Source organism: Bacillus sp. BS98, assembly GCF_008432245.1.
Lineage (GTDB): Bacteria > Bacillota > Bacilli > Bacillales > Bacillaceae_G > Bacillus_A > Bacillus_A toyonensis.
This window is the reverse complement of sequence record NZ_CP043830.1, coordinates 3615282-3636368: the sequence shown is the minus strand read 5'-3', so window position 1 is coordinate 3636368 and position 21087 is coordinate 3615282. Positions and strand designations below refer to the sequence as shown.

General features: G+C 36.8%; 22 protein-coding genes. All 22 read left to right on the top strand.

Annotation, left to right across the window (positions count from 1 at the left end):
• The first annotated feature begins 274 nt into the window (after nt 1-274).
• The 22 genes from rimP to F0362_RS18610 all read left to right on the top strand — a co-directional run bounded on the left by rimP (nt 275) and on the right by F0362_RS18610 (nt 20969).
• Complete coding sequence (gene rimP / locus F0362_RS18715) at nt 275-745, top strand: ribosome maturation factor RimP (RefSeq protein WP_000359095.1); 471 nt, start codon at nt 275-277, stop codon at nt 743-745.
• Between the two features lie 17 nt (nt 746-762).
• Entirely contained in the window at nt 763-1869 is a 1107-nt protein-coding gene (gene nusA, locus F0362_RS18710) for a transcription termination factor NusA (RefSeq protein WP_000102596.1), read from the top strand.
• 11 nt (nt 1870-1880) lie between these two features.
• The gene (locus F0362_RS18705) at nt 1881-2153 is read left to right on the top strand and encodes an RNase P modulator RnpM (RefSeq protein WP_000071127.1); all 273 of its coding nucleotides are present in this window, start codon (nt 1881-1883) and stop codon (nt 2151-2153) included.
• A complete protein-coding gene (locus F0362_RS18700) occupies nt 2154-2465 on the top strand; it encodes a YlxQ family RNA-binding protein (protein WP_001286525.1) in 312 nt (103 codons plus the stop codon).
• Nucleotides 2466-2469: 4 nt separating this feature from the next.
• On the top strand, nt 2470-4530 hold the full coding sequence (infB, locus tag F0362_RS18695; RefSeq protein ID WP_000036352.1) for a translation initiation factor IF-2: 2061 nt from the start codon (nt 2470-2472) through the stop codon (nt 4528-4530).
• Nucleotides 4527-4808, top strand: coding sequence for a DUF503 domain-containing protein (locus F0362_RS18690; protein ID WP_000582364.1), 282 nt, complete (start codon nt 4527-4529; stop codon nt 4806-4808). The genes infB and F0362_RS18690 overlap by 4 nt, the downstream gene beginning before the upstream one ends.
• A gap of 15 nt (nt 4809-4823) precedes the next feature.
• Complete coding sequence (gene rbfA / locus F0362_RS18685) at nt 4824-5180, top strand: 30S ribosome-binding factor RbfA (protein WP_000776439.1); 357 nt, start codon at nt 4824-4826, stop codon at nt 5178-5180.
• Between the two features lie 85 nt (nt 5181-5265).
• Nucleotides 5266-6189 carry a tRNA pseudouridine(55) synthase TruB gene (gene truB / locus F0362_RS18680; protein WP_000399359.1) on the top strand — a complete coding sequence of 308 codons (924 nt, stop codon included), beginning with the start codon at nt 5266-5268 and terminating at the stop codon, nt 6187-6189.
• A gap of 43 nt (nt 6190-6232) precedes the next feature.
• Nucleotides 6233-7204, top strand: coding sequence for a bifunctional riboflavin kinase/FAD synthetase (gene ribF / locus F0362_RS18675; RefSeq protein WP_000766713.1), 972 nt, complete (start codon nt 6233-6235; stop codon nt 7202-7204).
• Nucleotides 7205-7304: 100 nt separating this feature from the next.
• Entirely contained in the window at nt 7305-7574 is a 270-nt protein-coding gene (rpsO, locus tag F0362_RS18670; RefSeq protein WP_001229392.1) for a 30S ribosomal protein S15, read from the top strand.
• A gap of 160 nt (nt 7575-7734) precedes the next feature.
• Nucleotides 7735-9873: a polyribonucleotide nucleotidyltransferase gene (gene pnp, locus F0362_RS18665; RefSeq protein WP_000076735.1), complete on the top strand. Its 2139-nt coding sequence runs from the start codon at nt 7735-7737 to the stop codon at nt 9871-9873.
• Between the two features lie 151 nt (nt 9874-10024).
• The gene (locus tag F0362_RS18660; RefSeq protein ID WP_000868233.1) at nt 10025-10924 is read left to right on the top strand and encodes a polysaccharide deacetylase family protein; all 900 of its coding nucleotides are present in this window, start codon (nt 10025-10027) and stop codon (nt 10922-10924) included.
• An 86-nt stretch (nt 10925-11010) separates the two neighbouring features.
• Entirely contained in the window at nt 11011-12252 is a 1242-nt protein-coding gene (locus F0362_RS18655; protein ID WP_000592990.1) for a M16 family metallopeptidase, read from the top strand.
• 129 nt (nt 12253-12381) lie between these two features.
• Nucleotides 12382-12633, top strand: a complete 252-nt coding sequence (locus F0362_RS18650) for a YlmC/YmxH family sporulation protein (protein ID WP_001239743.1) — start codon at nt 12382-12384, stop codon at nt 12631-12633.
• A 167-nt stretch (nt 12634-12800) separates the two neighbouring features.
• The gene (dpaA, locus tag F0362_RS18645; protein WP_000954729.1) at nt 12801-13703 is read left to right on the top strand and encodes a dipicolinic acid synthetase subunit A; all 903 of its coding nucleotides are present in this window, start codon (nt 12801-12803) and stop codon (nt 13701-13703) included.
• Nucleotides 13700-14299: a dipicolinate synthase subunit B gene (gene dpaB, locus F0362_RS18640; protein WP_001049474.1), complete on the top strand. Its 600-nt coding sequence runs from the start codon at nt 13700-13702 to the stop codon at nt 14297-14299. The genes dpaA and dpaB overlap by 4 nt, the downstream gene beginning before the upstream one ends.
• Nucleotides 14300-14449: 150 nt before the next feature.
• Complete coding sequence (gene asd / locus F0362_RS18635) at nt 14450-15496, top strand: aspartate-semialdehyde dehydrogenase (protein ID WP_098209614.1); 1047 nt, start codon at nt 14450-14452, stop codon at nt 15494-15496.
• Between the two features lie 23 nt (nt 15497-15519).
• Nucleotides 15520-16752, top strand: coding sequence for an aspartate kinase (gene dapG, locus F0362_RS18630; RefSeq protein ID WP_000692465.1), 1233 nt, complete (start codon nt 15520-15522; stop codon nt 16750-16752).
• Between the two features lie 11 nt (nt 16753-16763).
• Nucleotides 16764-17642 (top strand): 4-hydroxy-tetrahydrodipicolinate synthase, encoded by an 879-nt coding sequence (gene dapA, locus F0362_RS18625; RefSeq protein WP_000564769.1) that lies wholly within the window; start codon nt 16764-16766, stop codon nt 17640-17642.
• A 603-nt stretch (nt 17643-18245) separates the two neighbouring features.
• Entirely contained in the window at nt 18246-19916 is a 1671-nt protein-coding gene (locus tag F0362_RS18620; RefSeq protein WP_000823093.1) for a ribonuclease J, read from the top strand.
• Nucleotides 19917-20019: 103 nt separating this feature from the next.
• A complete protein-coding gene (gene tepA, locus F0362_RS18615) occupies nt 20020-20769 on the top strand; it encodes a translocation-enhancing protein TepA (RefSeq protein ID WP_000139820.1) in 750 nt (249 codons plus the stop codon).
• A complete protein-coding gene (locus F0362_RS18610) occupies nt 20766-20969 on the top strand; it encodes a YlzJ-like family protein (protein WP_000605018.1) in 204 nt (67 codons plus the stop codon). The genes tepA and F0362_RS18610 overlap by 4 nt, the downstream gene beginning before the upstream one ends.
• Nucleotides 20970-21087 lie beyond the last annotated feature (118 nt).

Here is a 21087-nt window from a genome sequence, read left to right as displayed (position 1 = left end):
CCATGTCATGTATATTGTGTGAAAAAAAGAGTGGGGAAACCCACTCTTTCGTGTTACTATCTACGTTTTATTGATGTAGAGAGGTAAGAAATTTCTGTCGTATATACATATTTTGTTACAAGTTTTACTTCTTAAATTTGGTAATACTAAGACAGATATTCCCTGCTTAACGGCAGGGGCTTTTGTTAGCTAACGAGAAAGAATAAGATAGACCGTTTTTATGGACGGAATCTTTTCTTGTAAATGGTACATGGCGGCAGGAAGGAGGCTGTTTATGGATAAGAAAGTCACAGAAGTTGTAGAAGCATTTGCGCAGCCGATCGTTGAAGAGTTAAATCTTGAACTTGTAGATGTAGAGTATGTGAAAGAAGGACAGGACTGGTTCTTACGCGTATTCATCGATTCTGAAAAGGGAGTCGACATTGAAGAATGCGGTGCGGTAAGTGAACGTTTAAGCGAAGCTTTAGATAAAGAGGATCCAATTCCTCATCTTTACTTTTTGGATGTATCATCTCCTGGAGCAGAACGCCCATTAAAGAAAGAGAAAGACTTCCAGCAAGCGGTAGGAAAACAAGTGGCAATTAAAACATATGAGCCGATTGATGGTGAAAAAATGTTTGAAGGAAAGCTACTTTCCTACGATGGTACTACAATTACACTATTATTAACAATTAAAACACGTAAAAAAGAAATCCAAATTCCAATGGATAAAGTTGCAAATGCGCGACTTGCTGTTACGTTTTAGTTAGAAGGGGGATCTTCATGAGCACTGAGTTGTTAGATGCCTTGCTCGTATTAGAGTCAGAAAAAGGAATTAGCAAAGATATTATTATTGATGCGATTGAAGCAGCATTAATCTCTGCTTATAAACGCAATTTTAACCAAGCACAAAACGTTCGTGTGAGCTTTAACCCAGAAGTGGGAACAATTCAAGTTTTAGCACGTAAAGACGTTGTTGATAATGTGTTTGATCCACGTCTTGAAATTTCTGTTGAAGAAGCAAGACAAATTAATCCAAACTATCAAGATGGTGACGTACTAGAAATTGAAGTAACACCAAAAGATTTCGGCCGCATTGCAGCACAAACTGCAAAACAGGTTGTAACACAACGAGTGCGTGAAGCAGAGCGTGGTGTTATTTACTCGGAGTTTAGTGACCGTGAAGAAGACATCATGGTTGGTATTGTACAACGTCAAGATGCTCGTTTCATCTATGTAAGCTTAGGGAAAGTAGAAGCTTTATTACCTGTAAGTGAGCAAATGCCAAACGAACAATACAAACCACATGATCGCATTCGCGTATTCATTACGAAAGTAGAAAAAACAACGAAGGGACCACAAATTTACGTATCACGTACACATCCTGGTCTTTTAAAACGTTTATTCGAAATGGAAGTTCCTGAGATTTATGATGGAACTGTTGAAATTCGTTCTGTGGCACGTGAAGCAGGCGATCGTTCTAAAATTTCTGTACATGCAGAGAACATTGATGTTGATCCAGTAGGCTCTTGTGTAGGACCGAAAGGACAACGTGTACAACGCATTGTAGATGAATTAAAAGGTGAAAAGATTGACATCGTTCGCTGGTCAAATGATCCAGTAGAATATGTTGCAAATGCTTTAAGCCCATCACAAGTTGTTAAAGTACTTGTAGATGAAGAAGAAAAAGCAACAACTGTTGTTGTTCCAGACCACCAACTTTCATTAGCTATCGGTAAGCGTGGACAAAACGCACGTCTTGCAGCTAAATTAACAGGTTGGAAAATTGATATTAAGAGTGAGTCTGATGCGAAACAACTAGGTATTGTAACAGAAGAAGATAGCGTAATCGCATTCGGATTCGATTCAGTTGAAGACGAAATCGAATAGAGGTGATGAGTATGAGCAATCGAAAAGTTCCGTTACGAAAATGTGTTGCAACGCAAGAAATGAAATCAAAACGAGAGCTCGTTCGCATTGTTCGTTCCAAAGAGGGAGAAGTGTCCATTGATTTAACTGGAAAGAAATCAGGACGAGGTGCTTATTTATCAAAAGATAAAGAAAGTATTCTTCAAGCTCAAAAGAAAAATGTTTTGGAACATCATCTAAAAGCGAAAATCGACGGTTCTCTATACGAAGAGCTTCTTGAGCTTGTTGAGAAGGAGTCGAAATAAGTGTCCGATTGGAAATCGTTTTTAGGACTAGCAAACCGGGCTCGGAAAATTATTTCGGGTGAAGAACTTGTTTTAAAAGAAGTACGAAGTGGCAAAGCAAAGCTTGTGTTGCTATCTGAAGATGCGTCAGTGAATACAACAAAACGCATGACGGATAAAACGACGTATTACAACGTACCAATGAGAAAGGTCGAAAATCGACAACAATTAGGGCATGCGATTGGGAGAGATGAGCGAGTCGTTGTAGCTGTGTTAGATGAAGGCTTTGCGAAAAAGCTGCGTAGCATGCTCGATACAAATTACCGGGGGTGAAGGTATGAGTAAAATTCGAGTGCATGAATATGCAAAACAACATAATATCTCAAGTAAAGATCTTATGACAAAACTAAAAGAAATGAATATCGAGGTTTCGAATCATATGACAATGTTAGACGATGAAGTAGTAAACAAATTAGATAATGAGTACCAAGAAGAAAAACCTTCTGTTGCAGATGAGTTTGAAGTAGAAGAGAAAGTTGTTCGCAGTAAAAAGAACAGTAATAAGAAGAAGAAAAAAGGCAAAGATAACGAAGACAAGCGTCAAGATAACTTTGCTGGAAGACAACAAACGCAAATTGTAGAAACACCAGATAAAATTACTTTCTCTGGAAGCCTTACAGTGGGTGAGCTTGCTAAAAAATTAAGCAAAGAGCCGTCTGAAATTATTAAGAAGCTCTTCATGCTAGGAATTATGGCAACAATTAACCAAGACTTAGATAAAGATACAATTGAGTTAATTGCTACTGATTACGGTATTGAAGTAGAAGAAGAAGTAGTTGTAAGTGAAACTGAATTTGAAACATTCATCGATGAGCAAGATGATGAAGAAAACTTAAAAGAGCGTCCAGCTGTTGTTACAATTATGGGACACGTTGACCATGGTAAAACAACTTTACTTGACTCTATTCGTAATTCAAAAGTAACTGCTGGCGAAGCTGGTGGGATTACTCAGCACATTGGTGCATACCAAGTTGAAGTAAACGATAAGAAAATTACATTCTTAGATACGCCTGGTCACGCAGCATTTACAACGATGCGTGCTCGTGGTGCACAAGTAACGGATATTACAATTCTTGTTGTTGCAGCTGATGACGGTGTTATGCCACAAACAGTGGAAGCAATTAGCCATGCGAAAGCAGCTGGAGTACCAATTATTGTTGCTGTGAATAAAATGGATAAACCAGCGGCAAATCCTGATCGCGTAATGCAAGAATTAACAGAATATGAATTGGTTCCAGAAGCATGGGGCGGAGACACAATTTTCGTACCAATCTCTGCAATTCAAGGCGAGGGAATTGACAACTTGCTAGAAATGATTCTTCTTGTGAGTGAAGTAGAAGAATATAAAGCAAATCCAAATCGCTATGCAACTGGTACTGTAATTGAAGCGCAGCTTGATAAAGGTAAAGGAACTATCGCGACATTACTTGTTCAAAACGGTACACTTCGAGTTGGAGATCCAATTGTTGTTGGAACATCATTCGGTCGTGTTCGTGCAATGGTAAGTGATATTGGTCGTCGAGTAAAAGTTGCTGGTCCATCAACTCCTGTTGAAATTACAGGTTTAAATGAAGTACCACAAGCGGGAGATCGTTTCATGGCATTCGCTGATGAGAAGAAAGCTCGTCAAATCGGTGAATCACGTGCACAAGAAGCGTTAGTTGCTCAACGTGGTGAAAAATCTAAATTAAGCCTTGAAGATTTATTCCAACAAATCCAAGAGGGCGATGTAAAAGAAATTAACTTAATTGTGAAAGCAGACGTACAAGGTTCTGTTGAAGCAATGGCTGCATCACTTCGTAAGATTGATGTTGAAGGCGTAAAAGTAAAAATCATTCACACTGGTGTAGGTGCGATTACAGAATCTGATATTATTTTAGCTTCTGCATCTAATGCAATTGTAATTGGATTTAACGTACGCCCTGATGTGAATGCGAAGCGTACAGCTGAATTAGAGAACGTTGATGTTCGTTTACACCGTATTATCTATAAAGTAATCGAAGAAATCGAATCAGCAATGCAAGGGATGCTGGATCCAGAATTCGAAGAAAAAGTAATCGGTCAAGCGGAAGTACGCCAAACGTTCAAAGTAACAAAAGTTGGAACAATCGCAGGTTGTTACGTAATAGATGGTAAAATCACACGTGATAGTGGCGTTCGTATTATCCGTGATGGCGTAGTAATCTTCGAAGGACAACTTGATACGTTAAAACGTTTCAAAGACGACGTAAAAGAAGTTGCACAAAACTATGAGTGTGGTATTACAATTGAGAGATATAATGATCTTAAAGAAGGGGACATCATTGAAGCATACATTATGGAAGAAGTGAAGCGATGATTATCGCTTCACTCTCATTCGAGTGTATGATTTACGATGTGCATTCTTTAAAAGAGAAACGAGCAATTTTGCAAAGGGTGCTCACTCGTGTGAAGCAGCGTTATAACGTAGCTGTTTCAGAAGTAGGGCATCAAGATGTATGGCAACGTACAGAAATTGCAATTGTTTCCGTATCCTCAAATCGTGTTATCTGTGAAAAAGAAATGAATCGTGTACTTGAGTACATCGATTCATTTCCTGAAATTGAACGTACGATAACACAATTGGAATGGTACTGAATGAGGTGAAGAGTTATGAAATTACGTGCAAACCGTGTAGGCGAGCAAATGAAAAAAGAATTAGGCGACATTATCAGTCGTAAAATTAAAGATCCACGTGTCGGATTTGTTACAGTAACAGATGTGCAAGTGAGTGGAGATTTACAAATCGCTAAAGTGTATATTTCTGTTTTAGGTGACGATGAACAGAAAGAAAGTACATTAAAAGGTTTAGCGAAGGCAAAAGGCTTCATTCGTTCAGAAATAGGCCAACGTATTCGTCTTCGTAAAACACCGGAAATTTCTTTCGAATTTGATGAGTCTATCGGATATGGTCATCGAATTGATACACTTTTACATGAAATTAATAAAGACGGTAAACGTGAAGAATAATGGATAGACATTTGTCTATCCATTTTTTCAATGAAAAATAAGTTTGGATAATTATTATGAAAGAATTATGATGAGGTGAACATATATGGAAGGTGTAGTATTATTACATAAGCCAAAAGGCATGACATCACATGATTGTGTATTTAAATTAAGAAAGATATTACGTGAGAAACGAATTGGTCATACGGGAACATTAGATCCAGATGTAACAGGGGTATTACCGATTTGTGTTGGACGAGCAACGAAGATTGCACAGTTTTTAACGAGTGAAACAAAAACATATGAAGGTGAAGTAACATTAGGATTTTCAACAACAACTGAAGATGCTTCTGGTGAAGTTGTGGAAACGACAAATGTCGATCGTAGTATTAGTCGTAAGGAAGTAGAAGGAGTTCTCGCAGCATTAACAGGTACGATTGAACAAACGCCTCCAATGTTTTCAGCTGTAAAAGTTAACGGAAAAAAATTATATGAATATGCAAGAGCGGGACAAGAAGTTGAACGTCCAGTTCGTACCATTACAATTCATGAATTCATATTACTTGATGACCGTGAAATGTTTGAAGGGGAAAACATTTCATTCCGTTTCCGTGTAACGTGTAGTAAAGGGACATATGTAAGAACGCTAGCAGTAATGATTGGTGAAAAACTAGGTTTTCCATCACACATGTCCCATCTTGTAAGAACGGCATCTGGTGAATTTTTACTAGAAGATTGCATATCATTTGAAGAAATTGAAGAAAACGTGCAAAATGGAACAGTAGAGTCTATCTTCATTTCAATTGATGAAGCGTTAAGTAAATTCCCAAAAATGGTTGTAGATGAAAAGCAAGCAGAAAAAATAAAAAATGGTATGTTCTTAAAGAATGAATTAGAAATAACAGCACCATTCATTACAGTATTTGATAAAAATGACCGTTGCTTAGCAATTTATGAGCATCATCCAAAACACCCTGGTATGCTAAAGCCAATGAAAGTACTTGTGAATAATCAAGAACTAAAGCTATAATGAATTATTGGAAGGATTATTACAGAAAAAGGTGAATTCAAGCGTGAAACTTATTCATTTAACTCATCCACATGAACAAAATAAATTAGAATTACCACCTACTGTAATGGCATTAGGATTTTTTGATGGCATTCATTTAGGGCATCAGTGTGTGATTCGAACTGCGAAACAAATAGCGGATGAACGCGGATATAAAAGTGCAGTTATGACATTTCATCCCCATCCATCTGTTATTTTAGGGAAAAAGGAAGCGCATGTGGAGTATATTACACCGATGCGTGATAAAGAAAAAATAGTCGAAAACTTAGGAATCGATATATTATATGTTATTAAATTTGATGAATCGTTTGCAGGTTTATTGCCACAGCAATTTGTAGATGATTATATTATTGGTTTAAATGTAAAGCATGTAGTAGCAGGGTTTGATTATTCATATGGACGTTTAGGAAAAGGGAAGATGGAGACTTTACCATTTCATGCAAGAGGGGAGTTTACACAAACTGTGATTGAAAAAGTTGAATTTCAAGAAGAGAAGGTAAGTTCTACAGCATTACGAAAGTTAATTCGAAATGGTGAAATGGAACAAATTCCATCTATTTTAGGTAGAGCCTATACAGTGGGAGGAACGGTTGTACATGGCGATAAACGTGGACGACAAATTGGTTTTCCAACCGCTAATGTAGGTTTAAGTGATGAGTATTTATTGCCACCTGTAGGTGTTTATGCAGTGAGATTAAAAGTTCACGATGAATGGTACGATGGTGTATGTAATATTGGATATAAACCAACTTTTAAAGAAAATGAGCGTCAATTATCTATTGAAGTACACTTATTTGAATTCAACAAAGACATATATGATCAAAGTGTTACAGTTGAGTGGCATATGCGTATAAGAGAAGAGAAGAAATTCAATGGTATTGATGAGCTAGTTGAACAAATCGCAAAAGATAAGAAAACAGCACAAGAATATTTTGCGAGTGAAAAGAATATACTTGCTTTTTCAAATGAAAAGTAGTATTCTATGTTATGTACTTTATGACAACCATTGCTTGGCATTGCGACTCACCGACGCTTGCTCGGTAATTGGGGGTTTAATTAATAGGAGGTGAAATAGGATGGCTTTAACACAAGAACGTAAAAATGAAATCATTGCACAATTTAGAACTCATGAGACTGATACTGGTTCTCCAGAGGTTCAAATTGCTGTCCTAACGGAGCAAATTAACACTCTAAACGAGCACTTACGTACTCACAAGAAAGATCATCATTCACGTCGTGGTCTATTAAAGATGGTTGGTAAACGTCGTAACTTACTAACTTACCTTCGTAATAGCGATATCACACGTTACCGTGAATTAATCACAAAGCTTGGCTTACGTCGATAGTCAAAGAAGCGGGAATATTCCCGCTTTTTTGTTAGGTAAAAATATATCTTCTACGCTTTATAGCTTACTTAATTTTCGGCAATACTAGAGGTAGAATATTGTGATATACTATCCATTTACATAGAAGAATTGAATACTTTAAATTGAGAGGGGTACTTAAATGAGTCAAGAAAAGCAAGTCTTCTCGATAGATTTAGCTGGTCGCCAGCTAACAGTTGAAACTGGTCAGCTTGCAAAACAAGCGAACGGGGCAGTATTAGTAAGATATGGCGATACAGCGGTTCTATCTACAGCAACTGCATCAAAAGAGGCTAAAAATGTAGATTTCTTCCCACTTACAGTAAACTATGAAGAGCGTTTATATGCAGTCGGAAAAATTCCAGGCGGTTTTATTAAACGTGAAGGTCGTCCAAGTGAAAAAGCAATTTTGGCAAGTCGTTTAATCGACCGTCCAATTCGTCCGCTTTTCGCAGATGGTTTCCGTAACGAAGTACAAGTTGTCAGCATTGTAATGAGTGTTGATCAAGATTGTTCTTCTGAAATGGCAGCTATGCTTGGTTCTTCATTAGCGTTATCGATTTCAGATATTCCATTTGAAGGCCCAATCGCTGGTGCAACAGTTGGTCGTATTAATGGCGAATTCGTTATTAATCCAACAGTAGAACAGCAAGAACAAAGTGATATTCACCTTGTTGTAGCTGGTACAAAAGATGCAATTAACATGGTTGAAGCAGGAGCAGATCAAGTACCTGAGGAAACAATGTTAGAAGCAATTATGTTTGGACATGACGAAATTAAACGTCTAATTGCATTCCAAGAAGAGATTGTACAAGCTGTAGGTAAAGCGAAATTAGAAATAAAACTATATGAAGTTGATGCTGATCTTAACCAAGCTGTACGTGAGATGGCTGAGAAGGATATGCATTCTGCAATTCAAGTACATGAGAAACATGCACGTGAAGATGCAATCAACGTAGTGAAAAAGCGTGTAATTGAGCATTACGAAGCTGAGGAAGCTGACGCTGACACATTAGGACAAGTAAATGAGATTTTATATAAAATTGTAAAAGAAGAAGTACGTCGTCTTATTACAGTTGAAAAAATCCGCCCAGATGGCCGTAAAGGTGATGAAATTCGTCCTTTAGCATCAGAGGTTGGTATTTTATCTCGTACACACGGTTCTGGTTTATTCACACGTGGACAAACACAAGCATTAAGTATTTGTACATTAGGCGCTTTAGGCGATGTGCAAATTTTAGATGGTCTTGGTGTAGAAGAATCAAAAAGATTCATGCACCATTACAATTTCCCATCGTTTAGTGTTGGTGAAACAAGACCGATGCGTGGACCAGGTCGTCGTGAAATTGGTCACGGTGCACTAGGAGAACGTGCTCTTGAGCCTGTAATTCCATCTGAAAAAGATTTCCCATATACAGTACGTCTTGTATCTGAAGTGTTAGAATCAAATGGTTCTACTTCACAGGCAAGTATTTGTGGTAGTACTTTAGCAATGATGGATGCTGGTGTTCCACTTAAAGCCCCAGTTGCTGGTATTGCAATGGGTCTAGTTAAATCTGGTGAGCATTACACAATTTTATCTGATATTCAAGGTATGGAAGATCATTTAGGTGATATGGACTTTAAAGTAGCAGGTACAGCACAAGGTGTAACTGCACTGCAAATGGACATTAAAATCGATGGTTTATCTCGTGAAATTTTAGAAGAGGCATTACAACAAGCGAAAGTTGGTCGTGTGCACATTCTAAATCATATGCTATCTGTTATTGCAGAGCCACGTACTGAATTATCAGCTTACGCTCCAAAGATTATTACAATGACAATTAATCCAGATAAAATCCGTGACGTTATTGGACCGAGCGGTAAACAAATTAATAAAATTATTGAAGAAACTGGAGTTAAAATTGACATCGAGCAAGATGGTACAGTATTTATTTCTTCAATAAATCAAGAAATGAATGACAAAGCTAAGAAAATTATCGAAGATATTGTTCGCGAAGTACAAGTAGGTGAAATCTACGAAGGAAAAGTGAAACGTGTTGAGAAATTCGGTGCTTTCGTTGAATTATTCAGCGGTAAAGATGGATTAGTTCACATTTCTGAACTTGCACTTGAGCGTGTAGGTAAAGTAGAAGACGTTGTGAAAATCGGTGATGTAATTACAGTTAAAGTTATCGAGATTGACAAGCAAGGTCGCGTAAATCTATCTAGAAAAGTATTGCTAAAAGAAGAGCAAGAAAAAGAAGCTGCTAAAGAAGAAAACAAACAAGAGCAGCAATAAGTAAAAGCCAGTTCAACTGGCTTTTTTGTTATGTAAAAAACATGATGTACACATATTTTTATGTCAGTATAGGTATAGTTTTCATTATAACGCTCAAATTAACAAAGATAAGAAGAAAAATATTTTTTATTTAGTTAATGGGAGGGTTTATATGAAAGTTCGTATATTGGCATACATATGTGTATTTTTTTTATATGTCAGTTTAGGCTCTTATTCCGTTTTTGCACAGGATAACTTGTATGAAGAAATTCAAAAACATGCAAAACAATATGAGATTGCACCTCAAAATGCGATCATTGATAAGATATGGAAAGCAACACCTGGATATAATGGAAGACAAGTCGATATTGAAGCATCCTATAACAATATGAAGAAGCTAAAGAAATTTGATCAAAAACATCTTGAATTCAAGGAAGTATCACCGAGTGTCCATTTAGCAGATTTATCACCAGCCCCAATTTACAGGGGACATCCAAATAAAAAGATGGTTGGATTAACAATAAATGTGGCATGGGGAAATGAGTATTTGCCTCGTATATTAGAGATATTGAAAAAACATGATGTGAAGGCAACTTTCTTTTTGGAAGGACGTTGGGTGAAAGAAAATTTACGATTTGCAAAAATGATTGTCGATGCAAATCAAGAAGTTGGAAATCACTCTTACACACATCCTAATATGAAAACATTATCGTCTGATGAAATACGAGAACAGTTACAAAAAACAAATCGAATGATAGAAGCAGCCACGAATCAAAAAGTAAGATGGTTTGCCCCGCCTAGTGGAAGTTTTCGAGATGAAGTCGTACAAATTGCAGATGATTTCCAAATGGGAACGATTATGTGGACAGTAGATACAATTGATTGGAAGCGACCAGAGCCAGACGTATTATTGCAGAGAGTAATGAGAAAAATACATTCAGGTGCCATTGTATTAATGCACCCTACTTCATCTACAGCAGAAGCATTAGATACAATGATTATAAAATTGAAGGAACAAGGATATAGAGTGGGGAATATAACAGAATTACTGGATGAAAAACGTGTGGATTAAATACATTTGCATGACATTCATCCTTAAACTTGTTATCATTAAATAATAGCGTTAATTTAGAGAAACTGGTAGTAGGAGGAAAGTTTTTGATTAAAAAATATACTTGTAAAAATGGTGTAAGAATAGTTATGGAGAACATACCAACTGTAAGATCGGTTGCGATTGGTATTTGGATCCATGCAGGATCAAGAAATGAAAATGAAAAAAATAACGGGATTTCCCACTTTTTAGAGCATATGTTCTTTAAAGGGACGGAAACACGTAGTGCGCGCGAAATTGCGGAATCATTTGATAGCATTGGTGGACAAGTAAATGCTTTTACTTCAAAAGAATATACATGTTACTATGCAAAAGTGTTAGATGAGCATGCTAAATATGCTTTAGATGTTTTAGCAGATATGTTCTTTAATTCAACATTTGATGAGGAAGAACTGAAAAAAGAGAAGAATGTCGTATGTGAAGAAATTAAAATGTACGAAGACGCTCCAGATGATATTGTGCATGATATGTTAACGAAAGCGACATATGAAACGCATCCGCTTGGATATCCTATTTTAGGAACAGAAGAAACGCTTGATACGTTTACAGGTGATACACTACGTCAATATATAAAAGATCATTATACACCTGAAAATGTAGTTGTTTCAGTTGCAGGAAATATTGATGAAGCATTTTTACAAACAGTAGAGCAATATTTCGGTAGTTATGAAGGAACAACAAACCGTGAACAAGTACATAGCCCAATTTTCCATTTTAATAAGGTAGCACGTAAAAAAGAAACAGAACAAGCTCATTTATGTTTAGGATATAAAGGCTTACAAATGGGACACGAAGATATTTATAACTTAATCGTATTAAATAACGTTTTAGGCGGTAGTATGAGTAGCCGTTTATTCCAAGAAGTACGTGAGCAACGTGGGTTAGCTTACTCGGTATTTTCTTACCACTCTTCTTATGAAGATACAGGTATGTTAACACTGTACGGTGGAACAGGTAGCCAACAATTAGATACACTGTATGAAACGATGCAAGAAACACTAGAAACATTGAAAAATACAGGTATTACAGAAAAAGAGCTTATGAATAGTAAAGAGCAATTAAAAGGAAACTTAATGTTAAGTTTAGAAAGTACGAATAGTCGTATGAGCCGTAACGGTAAAAATGAATTGCTGCTTCGTAAGCATCGTTCACTTGATGAGATTATTGAAAGTGTAAACACTGTAACAAAACAAAATGTAGATGAGTTAATTCGCAATATGTTTACGGATGAATTCTCTGCTGCACTTATTAGTCCAGATGGAAAACTTCCAAAAGGAATAAAACTATAATTGATTTTTGTGATGTACTCGAAAATAACCGTATCTCTTTTAAATGAGATACGGTTATTTTTTTTAGACATACAGAATAGGTACTAATAATGGATAACTTAAATTGAAAATTCGGTAGGGGGAGAGTGTATGCGATTAAGTGAATTAAGTGGTAAAGAAATTGTAGATTTAGAAAGAGCGGAAAAAATGGGGGTTTTAGGGCATCTAGATTTAGAAATTAATGAGAGCGATGGACAAATACAAGCGCTTATCATACCTGTTACAAAATGGGGAGGTTTTAAAAAAGGACAACAAGAGGTAAGGGTGGAATGGAGAGATATTAAGAAAGTGGGGCATGACATGATACTTTGTGATATATCTGACCATTCAAATTCGGAGTGAAAGATGGCCATTTCGGCCGTCTTTTTTTTGTATATATAAAGCTGATAAATCATATGTGCTTTTTGTTTTTCAATCACCTCAAACTCGTACATTACATATGATGTGGAGGAAAAAGAAAAAGTAGGCACTTTTCTTATAAATGACAGAAAAAGAAGGTGAATTAGGGAATGTTGACTGAGATGCATATTGCTGTCATAGGAGGAGATGCAAGGCAGCTAGAAGTAATTCGTAAACTAGTTGAATTGGATGCGAAACTTTCATTGATAGGGTTTGATCAGTTGGATCATGGCTTCACAGGGGCAGCAAAAGAAAGTATACAAAATTTAGATTTTACTTCTGTAGATGCAATCATTTTGCCAGTTGCAGGTACAAATGCCAAAGGAGAAGTAGATACTATTTTTTCAAATGAAAAAGTTGCTATAACGAAAGAACAAATTGAAAATACACCAGAACACTTTACTATATATTCAGGTATTGGTACGCCTTACTTGGAAAATCTCGTATCTACTACAAACCGAAAACTTGTTAAATTATTTGATCGTGATGATGTGGCAATCTACAATTCTATTCCGACTGTAGAAGGCACATTAATGATGGTAATTCAACATACCGACTATACAATTCATGGGTCCAATGTAATGGTTTTAGGATTTGGTAGAACAGGGATGAGTGTTGCCAGAGCATTTCAATCATTAGGAGCCCACGTCAAAGTTGGAGCAAGACGATCGGAACATATTGCACGTATTACAGAGATGATGTTTTCTCCTTTTCATATGCAAAACATTGAGAAAGAAGTAGGAAATATGGATATTGTGATTAACACAATTCCACATCTCGTTGTGACAGCGAATGTTATTTCAAAAATGCCAGCTCATACGTTAGTAATTGATTTAGCTTCTAAACCAGGTGGTACCGACTTTAGATACGCAGAAAAAAGAGGAGTTAAAGCGCTATTAGCACCTGGATTGCCAGGGATTGTTGCTCCGAAAACAGCAGGACAAATTTTAGCGAACGTTCTTTCTCAGTTATTAGCAGAAGACGTAATAGCAAGAAAGGAGAATGGGGAATGAATTTAAAAGGGAAAAGAATTGGATTTGGGTTTACAGGTTCACATTGTACGTATGAAGAAGTGATGCCTCATTTAGAGAAATTAATTGCTGAGGGAGCAGAAATACGTCCCGTTGTTTCTTACACTGTTCAATCAACAAATACGAGATTTGGTGAGGGAGCAGAGTGGATTAAAAAGATTGAAGAAACAACAGGATTTAAAGCAATTAATTCAATCGTTGGCGCAGAACCGCTAGGACCTAAAATTCCATTAGACTGTATGGTAATTGCACCACTAACAGGAAATTCGATGAGTAAATTTGCAAATGCAATGACAGATTCTCCAGTATTAATGGCAGCAAAAGCGACGCTGAGAAATGGTAAGCCTGTCGTATTGGCGGTTTCGACGAATGATGCTTTAGGATTAAACGGGGTAAATCTCATGCGCCTAATGGCCACAAAAAACATCTACTTCGTCCCATTCGGCCAAGACGCACCAGAGAAAAAACCGAACTCAATGGTAGCTCGTATGGAGCTACTGGAAGATACAGTATTAGAAGCGCTACAAGGAAAACAATTGCAACCGGTTGTCGTAGAAAAATTCAGATATATGAATTAAAAAACGAAAAAAAACGGACAATTTTTGATGAAACCATCATTCTTACTGTAGAATATGATAAAATTAACGTTATTAAGATTAGAAGGGGTATTGTATACTCCTTCTAATTCTAAGTTATAGAAGGATTGGTATCTAGAAAGGGGCATAGTGATGGAAAAGCAAAAAACTTTTCATGTCGCTGTAGTTGGAGCAACCGGCGCAGTTGGTGAACAAATGTTAAATACTTTAGAGAAACGAGAATTTCCAATCGGGAAATTAACGTTACTTTCATCTAAACGATCTGCAGGTAAGAAACTTGTATTTAAAGGCGAAGAATTTACAGTTCAAGAGGCGACTCCTGAAAGTTTTGAAGGAGTAGATATCGCACTATTTAGTGCTGGTGGATCTGTATCGAAACAATTAGCGCCAGAAGCAGCAAAGCGCGGTGCGATTGTTGTTGATAATACAAGTGCATTCCGTATGACAGAAAACGTGCCACTTGTTGTACCTGAAGTAAATGAAAACGATTTAAAAGAACATAATGGTATTATTGCAAATCCAAACTGTTCTACAATTCAAATGGTAGTAGCTCTTGAGCCAGTTCGTCAGCAATATGGTTTAAAACGAGTAATCGTTTCCACATATCAAGCTGTATCAGGTGCTGGTGCGGCAGCGATTGAAGAACTTTATGAACAATCACAAGCAATCTTAAATGGCGAAGAAGCTAAGGCGAATGTTTTACCTGTATCAGGTGATAAAAAACATTACCAAATTGCTTTTAATGCGATTCCACAGATTGATAAGTTCCAAGATAATGGATTTACATTTGAAGAAATGAAAATGATTAATGAAACGAAAAAAATTATGCATATGCCTGAATTAGAAGTAGCGGCAACATGCGTACGTTTACCAGTTGTATCAGGGCATTCTGAGTCTGTTTACATCGAAGTAGAAAAAGAAGGCGTAACAGTAGCAGAATTAAAGAGCTTACTTGCAAATGCAGAAGGTATTGTTCTGCAAGATAATCCAGAAGAGCAGTTATATCCAATGCCAGCTACTGCAGTAGGTAAAAACGAAGTATTCGTTGGAAGAATCCGTAAAGATTTAAATAACGATAAAGGATTCCATCTTTGGGTCGTATCTGATAACTTATTAAAAGGCGCTGCATGGAATTCTGTTCAAATTGCAGAGCGCTTAGTAAAATTACAATTAGTGTAAACGGCTAAGAGAAGGTGCAAAATATGAAAATAATTGTTCAAAAATTTGGTGGCACATCAGTACGTGATGAAAATGGACGTAAGCATGCGCTTCATCATATAAAAAAATCGTTAGCTGCTGGATATAAAGTAGTTACTGTCGTATCTGCTATGGGCCGTAAAGGTGAACCGTATGCAACGGATACGTTATTAAGTCTTGTAAATCAAGAGGAATCTACTATTTCTAAACGTGAGCAAGATTTATTATTATCATGTGGAGAGTTAATCTCTGCAATTGTTTTCTCTAATATGTTAAATGAGAACGGTATAAAAGCAGCGGCATTAAATGGTGCACAAGCTGGTTTTGTAACAAATGATGACTTTACGAATGCGAAAATCGTTGAAATGAATTGCGATCGTATACATGAAGAATTAGAAAATCTAGATGTAATCGTCGTTACAGGATTCCAAGGGCAAACGAAAAAAGGTGATACGACAACACTTGGACGCGGAGGTAGCGATACTTCAGCTTCAGCATTAGGTGTTGCGCTTCATGCTGAATTTATTGATATCTTCACAGATGTAGAAGGTGTTATGACTGCGGATCCTCGTATTGTAAAAGATGCACGTCATCTTCAAACGGTAACGTATAACGAAATTTGTAATATGGCTTACCAAGGTGCAAAAGTCGTTCATCCACGTGCGGTTGAAATTGCGATGCATGCAAAAGTACCGCTTCGTGTACGCTCTACGTATTCTGATAGCGAAGGTACGCTTATTGCAGCATACGATGGTGCTACAAAAGGGCAGGATGTAGAAGAACGTCCTGTTACAGGTATTGCCCACGTATCAAACGTAACGCAAATTAAAGTACTTGCAAAAGAAACGGCATATGATTTGCAACAACATGTATTTAAAGAAATGGCAAACGAAGGCATTAGTGTTGATTTAATTAACATTTCTCCTACTGGTGTAGCTTACACAGTAAATGATAATGTATCAGCTCGTGCTGTCGAAGTGTTGAAACAACTTGGATATGAGCCAATTGTGACAGAGCATTGTGCCAAAGTATCTATCGTTGGAGCTGGAATGGCAGGAATCCCAGGGGTTACTGCGAAAATCGTTACAGCTTTAGCAGAAAAAGGTATTCAAATTCTGCAATCGGCAGATAGTCATACGACAATTTGGGTTCTTGTAAAAGAAACTGATTTAGTGGAGGCTGTAAATGCATTACATAGTGCGTTTGAGCTTTCAAAAGAAAAGCAACTGGAACAATAAGGAGTGAGACCATGATAGATTTTGGGACAATTGCAACTGCGATGGTAACACCGTTTGATATAAACGGGAATATCGATTTTGCAAAGACAACGAAATTGGTAAATTATTTAATTGATAACGGTACAACAGCAATCGTGGTAGGAGGAACGACAGGTGAATCTCCTACATTAACTTCAGAAGAAAAAGTAGCGTTATATCGCCATGTCGTATCTGTTGTCGATAAAAGGGTGCCCGTAATCGCTGGAACAGGTAGCAATAATACACATGCCTCTGTTGACTTAACTAAAAAGGCAACAGAAGTTGGTGTTGATGCAGTTATGCTAGTAGCGCCGTATTATAACAAACCGAGTCAAGAAGGAATGTATCAGCACTTTAAAACGATTGCTGAAAGCACGCCACTTCCGGTTATGCTATATAACGTTCCAGGACGATCTATTGTACAAATCTCCGTTGATACAGTTGTTCGTTTATCAGAAATAGAAAACATTGTTGCGATTAAAGATGCAGGCGGCGATGTACTAACAATGACAGCAATCATTGAAAAAACAGCGGACGACTTTGCAGTATACAGCGGTGATGACGGTTTAACGTTACCGGCTATGGCGGTTGGAGCGAAAGGTATCGTTTCAGTAGCATCTCATGTTATCGGAGATGAAATGCAAGAAATGATTACAGCATTCCAAGCGGGAGAGTTTAAGAAGGCGCAAAAATTACATCAATTACTTGTAAGAGTAACGGATTCATTATTTATGGCGCCAAGCCCAACGCCAGTAAAAACAGCGTTACAAATGGTTGGATTAGATGTAGGTTCTGTACGTTTACCGCTTCTTCCATTAACAGAAGAAGAAAGAGTAACGTTACAATCTGTAATGCAATCTATTCCTCGTTAATAAGAAATGACCTAGTGTGAAACTAGGTCATTTTTATTTAGATTAAATATACGTGAGTGGTAAAAACAGCATAGTTAATGAGGTGTAATAAGAAGGGGACGGCATAATATTGGTTAGAAATTGATTATAGAGATCATGTGTTTTTAGTGAATAGTGCTTTATATTTATATACAGAACACACATGTATATTTTTCCATTAATATCTTATATAAGTAGAAAAAATAATAGGTAGTATGTGGAAAAAAACCTCGCAAATTACAACCTCAATTTAGCTTCTTATATAGTCTTTCATATAATTTAACTTGTGTTCTATTTCTTGTATCAGGTATAATATGGCTAAGTAGCTTAGTACGGGTATGCTTAGCAAAATTGGAAGAAATTATAATTTAATTAAATTTTCATATCATATCGAATAAGATATTTGATTTATATAATGAAAGAGAGGTGAAACCTGGTTTAAAAAATATACAAGGACATGATATCGCATAACGGTAAGGACATTCGTCTTGGACGGTGAATATATGGTGGTTGTAGAGTTTCCCCTGGTGTCTCTACAATTTTAGTGAAATCAGTGTTTGCAAGATTTTTAAACCAGGCAACAACATGAAGAGAAAAGAGAATGAGTCTGTTAAAGTATTTGCTCTTGGTGGAGTAGGTGAAATCGGGAAAAACATGTACTGTGTTGAAATTGATTCTGAAATCTTTATTGTAGATGCAGGATTAATGTTCCCAGGAGATGAAATGTTTGGGATTGATATCGTTATTCCTGATATTACATACTTAGTGGAAAATCAAGAGCGAGTAAAAGGTTTATTTATTACTCACGGTCATGAAGATCATATTGGTGGAATTGTTTATGTACTTCGTAAATTATCTATTCCAGTGTATGCAACGAAATTAACGGTAGGACTTATACAAGAAAAACTTGGTGAAGCGGGCATGTTAGGCCGTGTGGACTTAAAAACAATCGATTCAAATTCAACAGTAGAGTTTAATACTACAACAGTGTCATTCTTTGGAACGACACATAGTATTCCGGATTCTGTTGGTGTTTGTTTCCATACATCAAAAGGTGCTGTAGTGTATACAGGAGACTTTAAATTTGATCAAACTCCAATTGGAAATAATGGAGCAGATCTTGGGAAAATGGCACAAATCGGAAATGAAGGCGTACTTTGCTTATTATCTGATAGTACAAACGCTGAGCGTCCAGGCTATACAGGTTCGGAAAAAGAAGTTGGTGTAGAAATTTCTAAAGTGTTCTACGGTGCAGAAGGTCGTATTATCGTTGCTTCATTTGCATCGAACGTACATCGTATTCAACAAGTATTTGACGCGGCTGCCGAAACAGGAAGAAAAGTAGCGGTAGTAGGACGTAGTATGGTGAAAGTAGTAGACATTGCAAGACGTCTTGGTTATTTAGATGTTCCAGAAGGTATGGTTATTTCATTACAAGAAGTAGACAACTTCCCAGAGAAAAAGGTAGCTATTTTAACGACAGGTAGTCAAGGGGAACCGATGGCAGCACTTTCTAGAATGGCGAAGCAAGCTCATAAACAAATTTCAATTCGTAAAGGTGATACTGTTATTATTGCAGCTTCTCCAATTCCGGGGAATGAAATATCTGTATCGAAAATTATTGATTTGTTATTTAGAGCTGGAGCTGAAGTTATTTATTACGGTGAAAGAAAAGTTCACGTTTCAGGTCATGGTAGTCAAGAAGAATTAAAACTAATGTTAAATTTAATGAAACCTAAGTATTTTGTACCCGTACATGGTGAGTTTCGTATGCAAAAAGCACATGCATATTTAGCTGAAGATGTAGGTATTACAAGAGAAAATATTTTTATCGTAGAAAAAGGCGATGTAATTGCTTTTGGTGATAATGAAGCAAACTTAGTTGGTAAAGTGCAAGCTGGTAATGTCTTAATTGATGGATTAGGTGTAGGTGACGTTGGTAATATCGTTCTTCGAGATAGAAAGATGTTATCTCAAGATGGAATATTAGTAGTTGTTGTAACACTTGGTAAAGATGAAAAGAAAATTATCTCTGGTCCAGAAATCATTTCACGTGGTTTTGTATATGTTCGTGAATCAGAAGCATTAATTGAGCGATCTACAGAGATTGTACGCATGATTGTTGAGCAATCAATTAAAGAATATTCAATTGAATGGTCTATGTTAAAACAAAATATTCGTGAATTATTAGGGCAGTTCTTGTACGAAGAGACAAAGAGAAAACCTATGATTTTACCGATTATTATGGAAGTGTAAAAAAGATCACCTTTACGGGTGATCTTTTTTCTTTTTTAACCCTATCGAATGAAATTTATAACTTAAGAAATAATAGTTATATACGAGTGAAAGGGGATGCGATATGACAGAACGTGATCGTTATACAAATGAAGAAAAAGAAGCTGGGCCGAAAGAAGTTCCGAAAGAAGCTTCAATAGTGGAGAAAATTCAACAGCTTGGACAAACGAATGTGCCGCAAATGAATGAATCACGTATTCATTGTTTAACAATCATTGGACAGGTGGAAGGTCATGTTCAGTTGCCACCGCAAAATAAAACAACAAAATATGAGCACATTATCCCGCAAATTGTCGCGATTGAGCAAAATCCGAAAATTGAAGGTTTGCTTTTAATATTAAACACAGTTGGAGGAGACGTTGAAGCAGGGCTAGCGATTTCTGAGATGGTAGCTTCGCTTTCGAAACCGACGGTATCTCTTGTTTTAGGCGGAGGGCATTCGATTGGTGTACCAATTGCAGTTTCGACTGATTATTCATTTATTGCAGAAACAGCGACGATGACGATTCACCCAATTCGTTTAACCGGTCTTGTTATAGGTGTGCCGCAAACATTTGAGTATTTGGATAAAATGCAAGAAAGAGTCATTCGATTTGTGACGAAACATTCGAAAGTAACGGAAGATCGTTTTAAAGAACTTATGTTTGCGAAAGGGAATTTGACCCGAGATATTGGGACGAATGTAATTGGTGGAGATGCAGTGAAGTATGGTCTTATTGATGATGTGGGTGGCATTGGGAGTGCACTTCAAAAACTAAACGAATTAATAGAGGCTCGCGCAGATGATAATGCAGAAGGAACGATGCTACAATGATTCTATATACAATTATGCCAGAGCAACTTGTATACCCTGCCGATTATTCGCAATGTGAAAGTCAAAAAGTTGTAAATATACATGGTGTTGAATTGATGGTTTCTGAAGAGGAACATGGGTGTTATTCTATTGTGCGTGTGTTAAGTACGAATCCATTTCACTACTTAGAGTATGAGCCTGGTCAGAAAATAACCTTTTAGCAAAAAGAAGGATTTTGTTCAGAAGCTATGGTATAATATAAAAAACAAGACGGTTGAGCAGCCATGAGTAGGGGGCTGCTTTCTTCTGTTTATTTAACATTTTACAAGAAGTGTAAAA

Excerpts from the sequence above, each read along its gene's own strand:
- dapA (WP_000564769.1), top strand. The coding sequence starts at position 16,764 with ATGATAGATTTTGGGACAATTGCAACTGCGATGGTAACACCGTTTGAT.
- F0362_RS18705 (WP_000071127.1), top strand. The coding sequence starts at position 1,881 with ATGAGCAATCGAAAAGTTCCGTTACGAAAATGTGTTGCAACGCAAGAA.
- infB (WP_000036352.1), top strand. The coding sequence starts at position 2,470 with ATGAGTAAAATTCGAGTGCATGAATATGCAAAACAACATAATATCTCA.
- asd (WP_098209614.1), top strand. The coding sequence starts at position 14,450 with ATGGAAAAGCAAAAAACTTTTCATGTCGCTGTAGTTGGAGCAACCGGC.
- F0362_RS18610 (WP_000605018.1), top strand. The coding sequence starts at position 20,766 with ATGATTCTATATACAATTATGCCAGAGCAACTTGTATACCCTGCCGAT.
- nusA (WP_000102596.1), top strand. The coding sequence starts at position 763 with ATGAGCACTGAGTTGTTAGATGCCTTGCTCGTATTAGAGTCAGAAAAA.
- rbfA (WP_000776439.1), top strand. The coding sequence starts at position 4,824 with ATGAAATTACGTGCAAACCGTGTAGGCGAGCAAATGAAAAAAGAATTA.
- F0362_RS18650 (WP_001239743.1), top strand. The coding sequence starts at position 12,382 with ATGCGATTAAGTGAATTAAGTGGTAAAGAAATTGTAGATTTAGAAAGA.
- dpaB (WP_001049474.1), top strand. The coding sequence starts at position 13,700 with ATGAATTTAAAAGGGAAAAGAATTGGATTTGGGTTTACAGGTTCACAT.
- F0362_RS18660 (WP_000868233.1), top strand. The coding sequence starts at position 10,025 with ATGAAAGTTCGTATATTGGCATACATATGTGTATTTTTTTTATATGTC.
- rimP (WP_000359095.1), top strand. The coding sequence starts at position 275 with ATGGATAAGAAAGTCACAGAAGTTGTAGAAGCATTTGCGCAGCCGATC.
- F0362_RS18690 (WP_000582364.1), top strand. The coding sequence starts at position 4,527 with ATGATTATCGCTTCACTCTCATTCGAGTGTATGATTTACGATGTGCAT.
- tepA (WP_000139820.1), top strand. The coding sequence starts at position 20,020 with ATGACAGAACGTGATCGTTATACAAATGAAGAAAAAGAAGCTGGGCCG.
- rpsO (WP_001229392.1), top strand. The coding sequence starts at position 7,305 with ATGGCTTTAACACAAGAACGTAAAAATGAAATCATTGCACAATTTAGA.
- dpaA (WP_000954729.1), top strand. The coding sequence starts at position 12,801 with ATGTTGACTGAGATGCATATTGCTGTCATAGGAGGAGATGCAAGGCAG.
- pnp (WP_000076735.1), top strand. The coding sequence starts at position 7,735 with ATGAGTCAAGAAAAGCAAGTCTTCTCGATAGATTTAGCTGGTCGCCAG.
- F0362_RS18620 (WP_000823093.1), top strand. The coding sequence starts at position 18,246 with ATGAAGAGAAAAGAGAATGAGTCTGTTAAAGTATTTGCTCTTGGTGGA.
- truB (WP_000399359.1), top strand. The coding sequence starts at position 5,266 with ATGGAAGGTGTAGTATTATTACATAAGCCAAAAGGCATGACATCACAT.
- dapG (WP_000692465.1), top strand. The coding sequence starts at position 15,520 with ATGAAAATAATTGTTCAAAAATTTGGTGGCACATCAGTACGTGATGAA.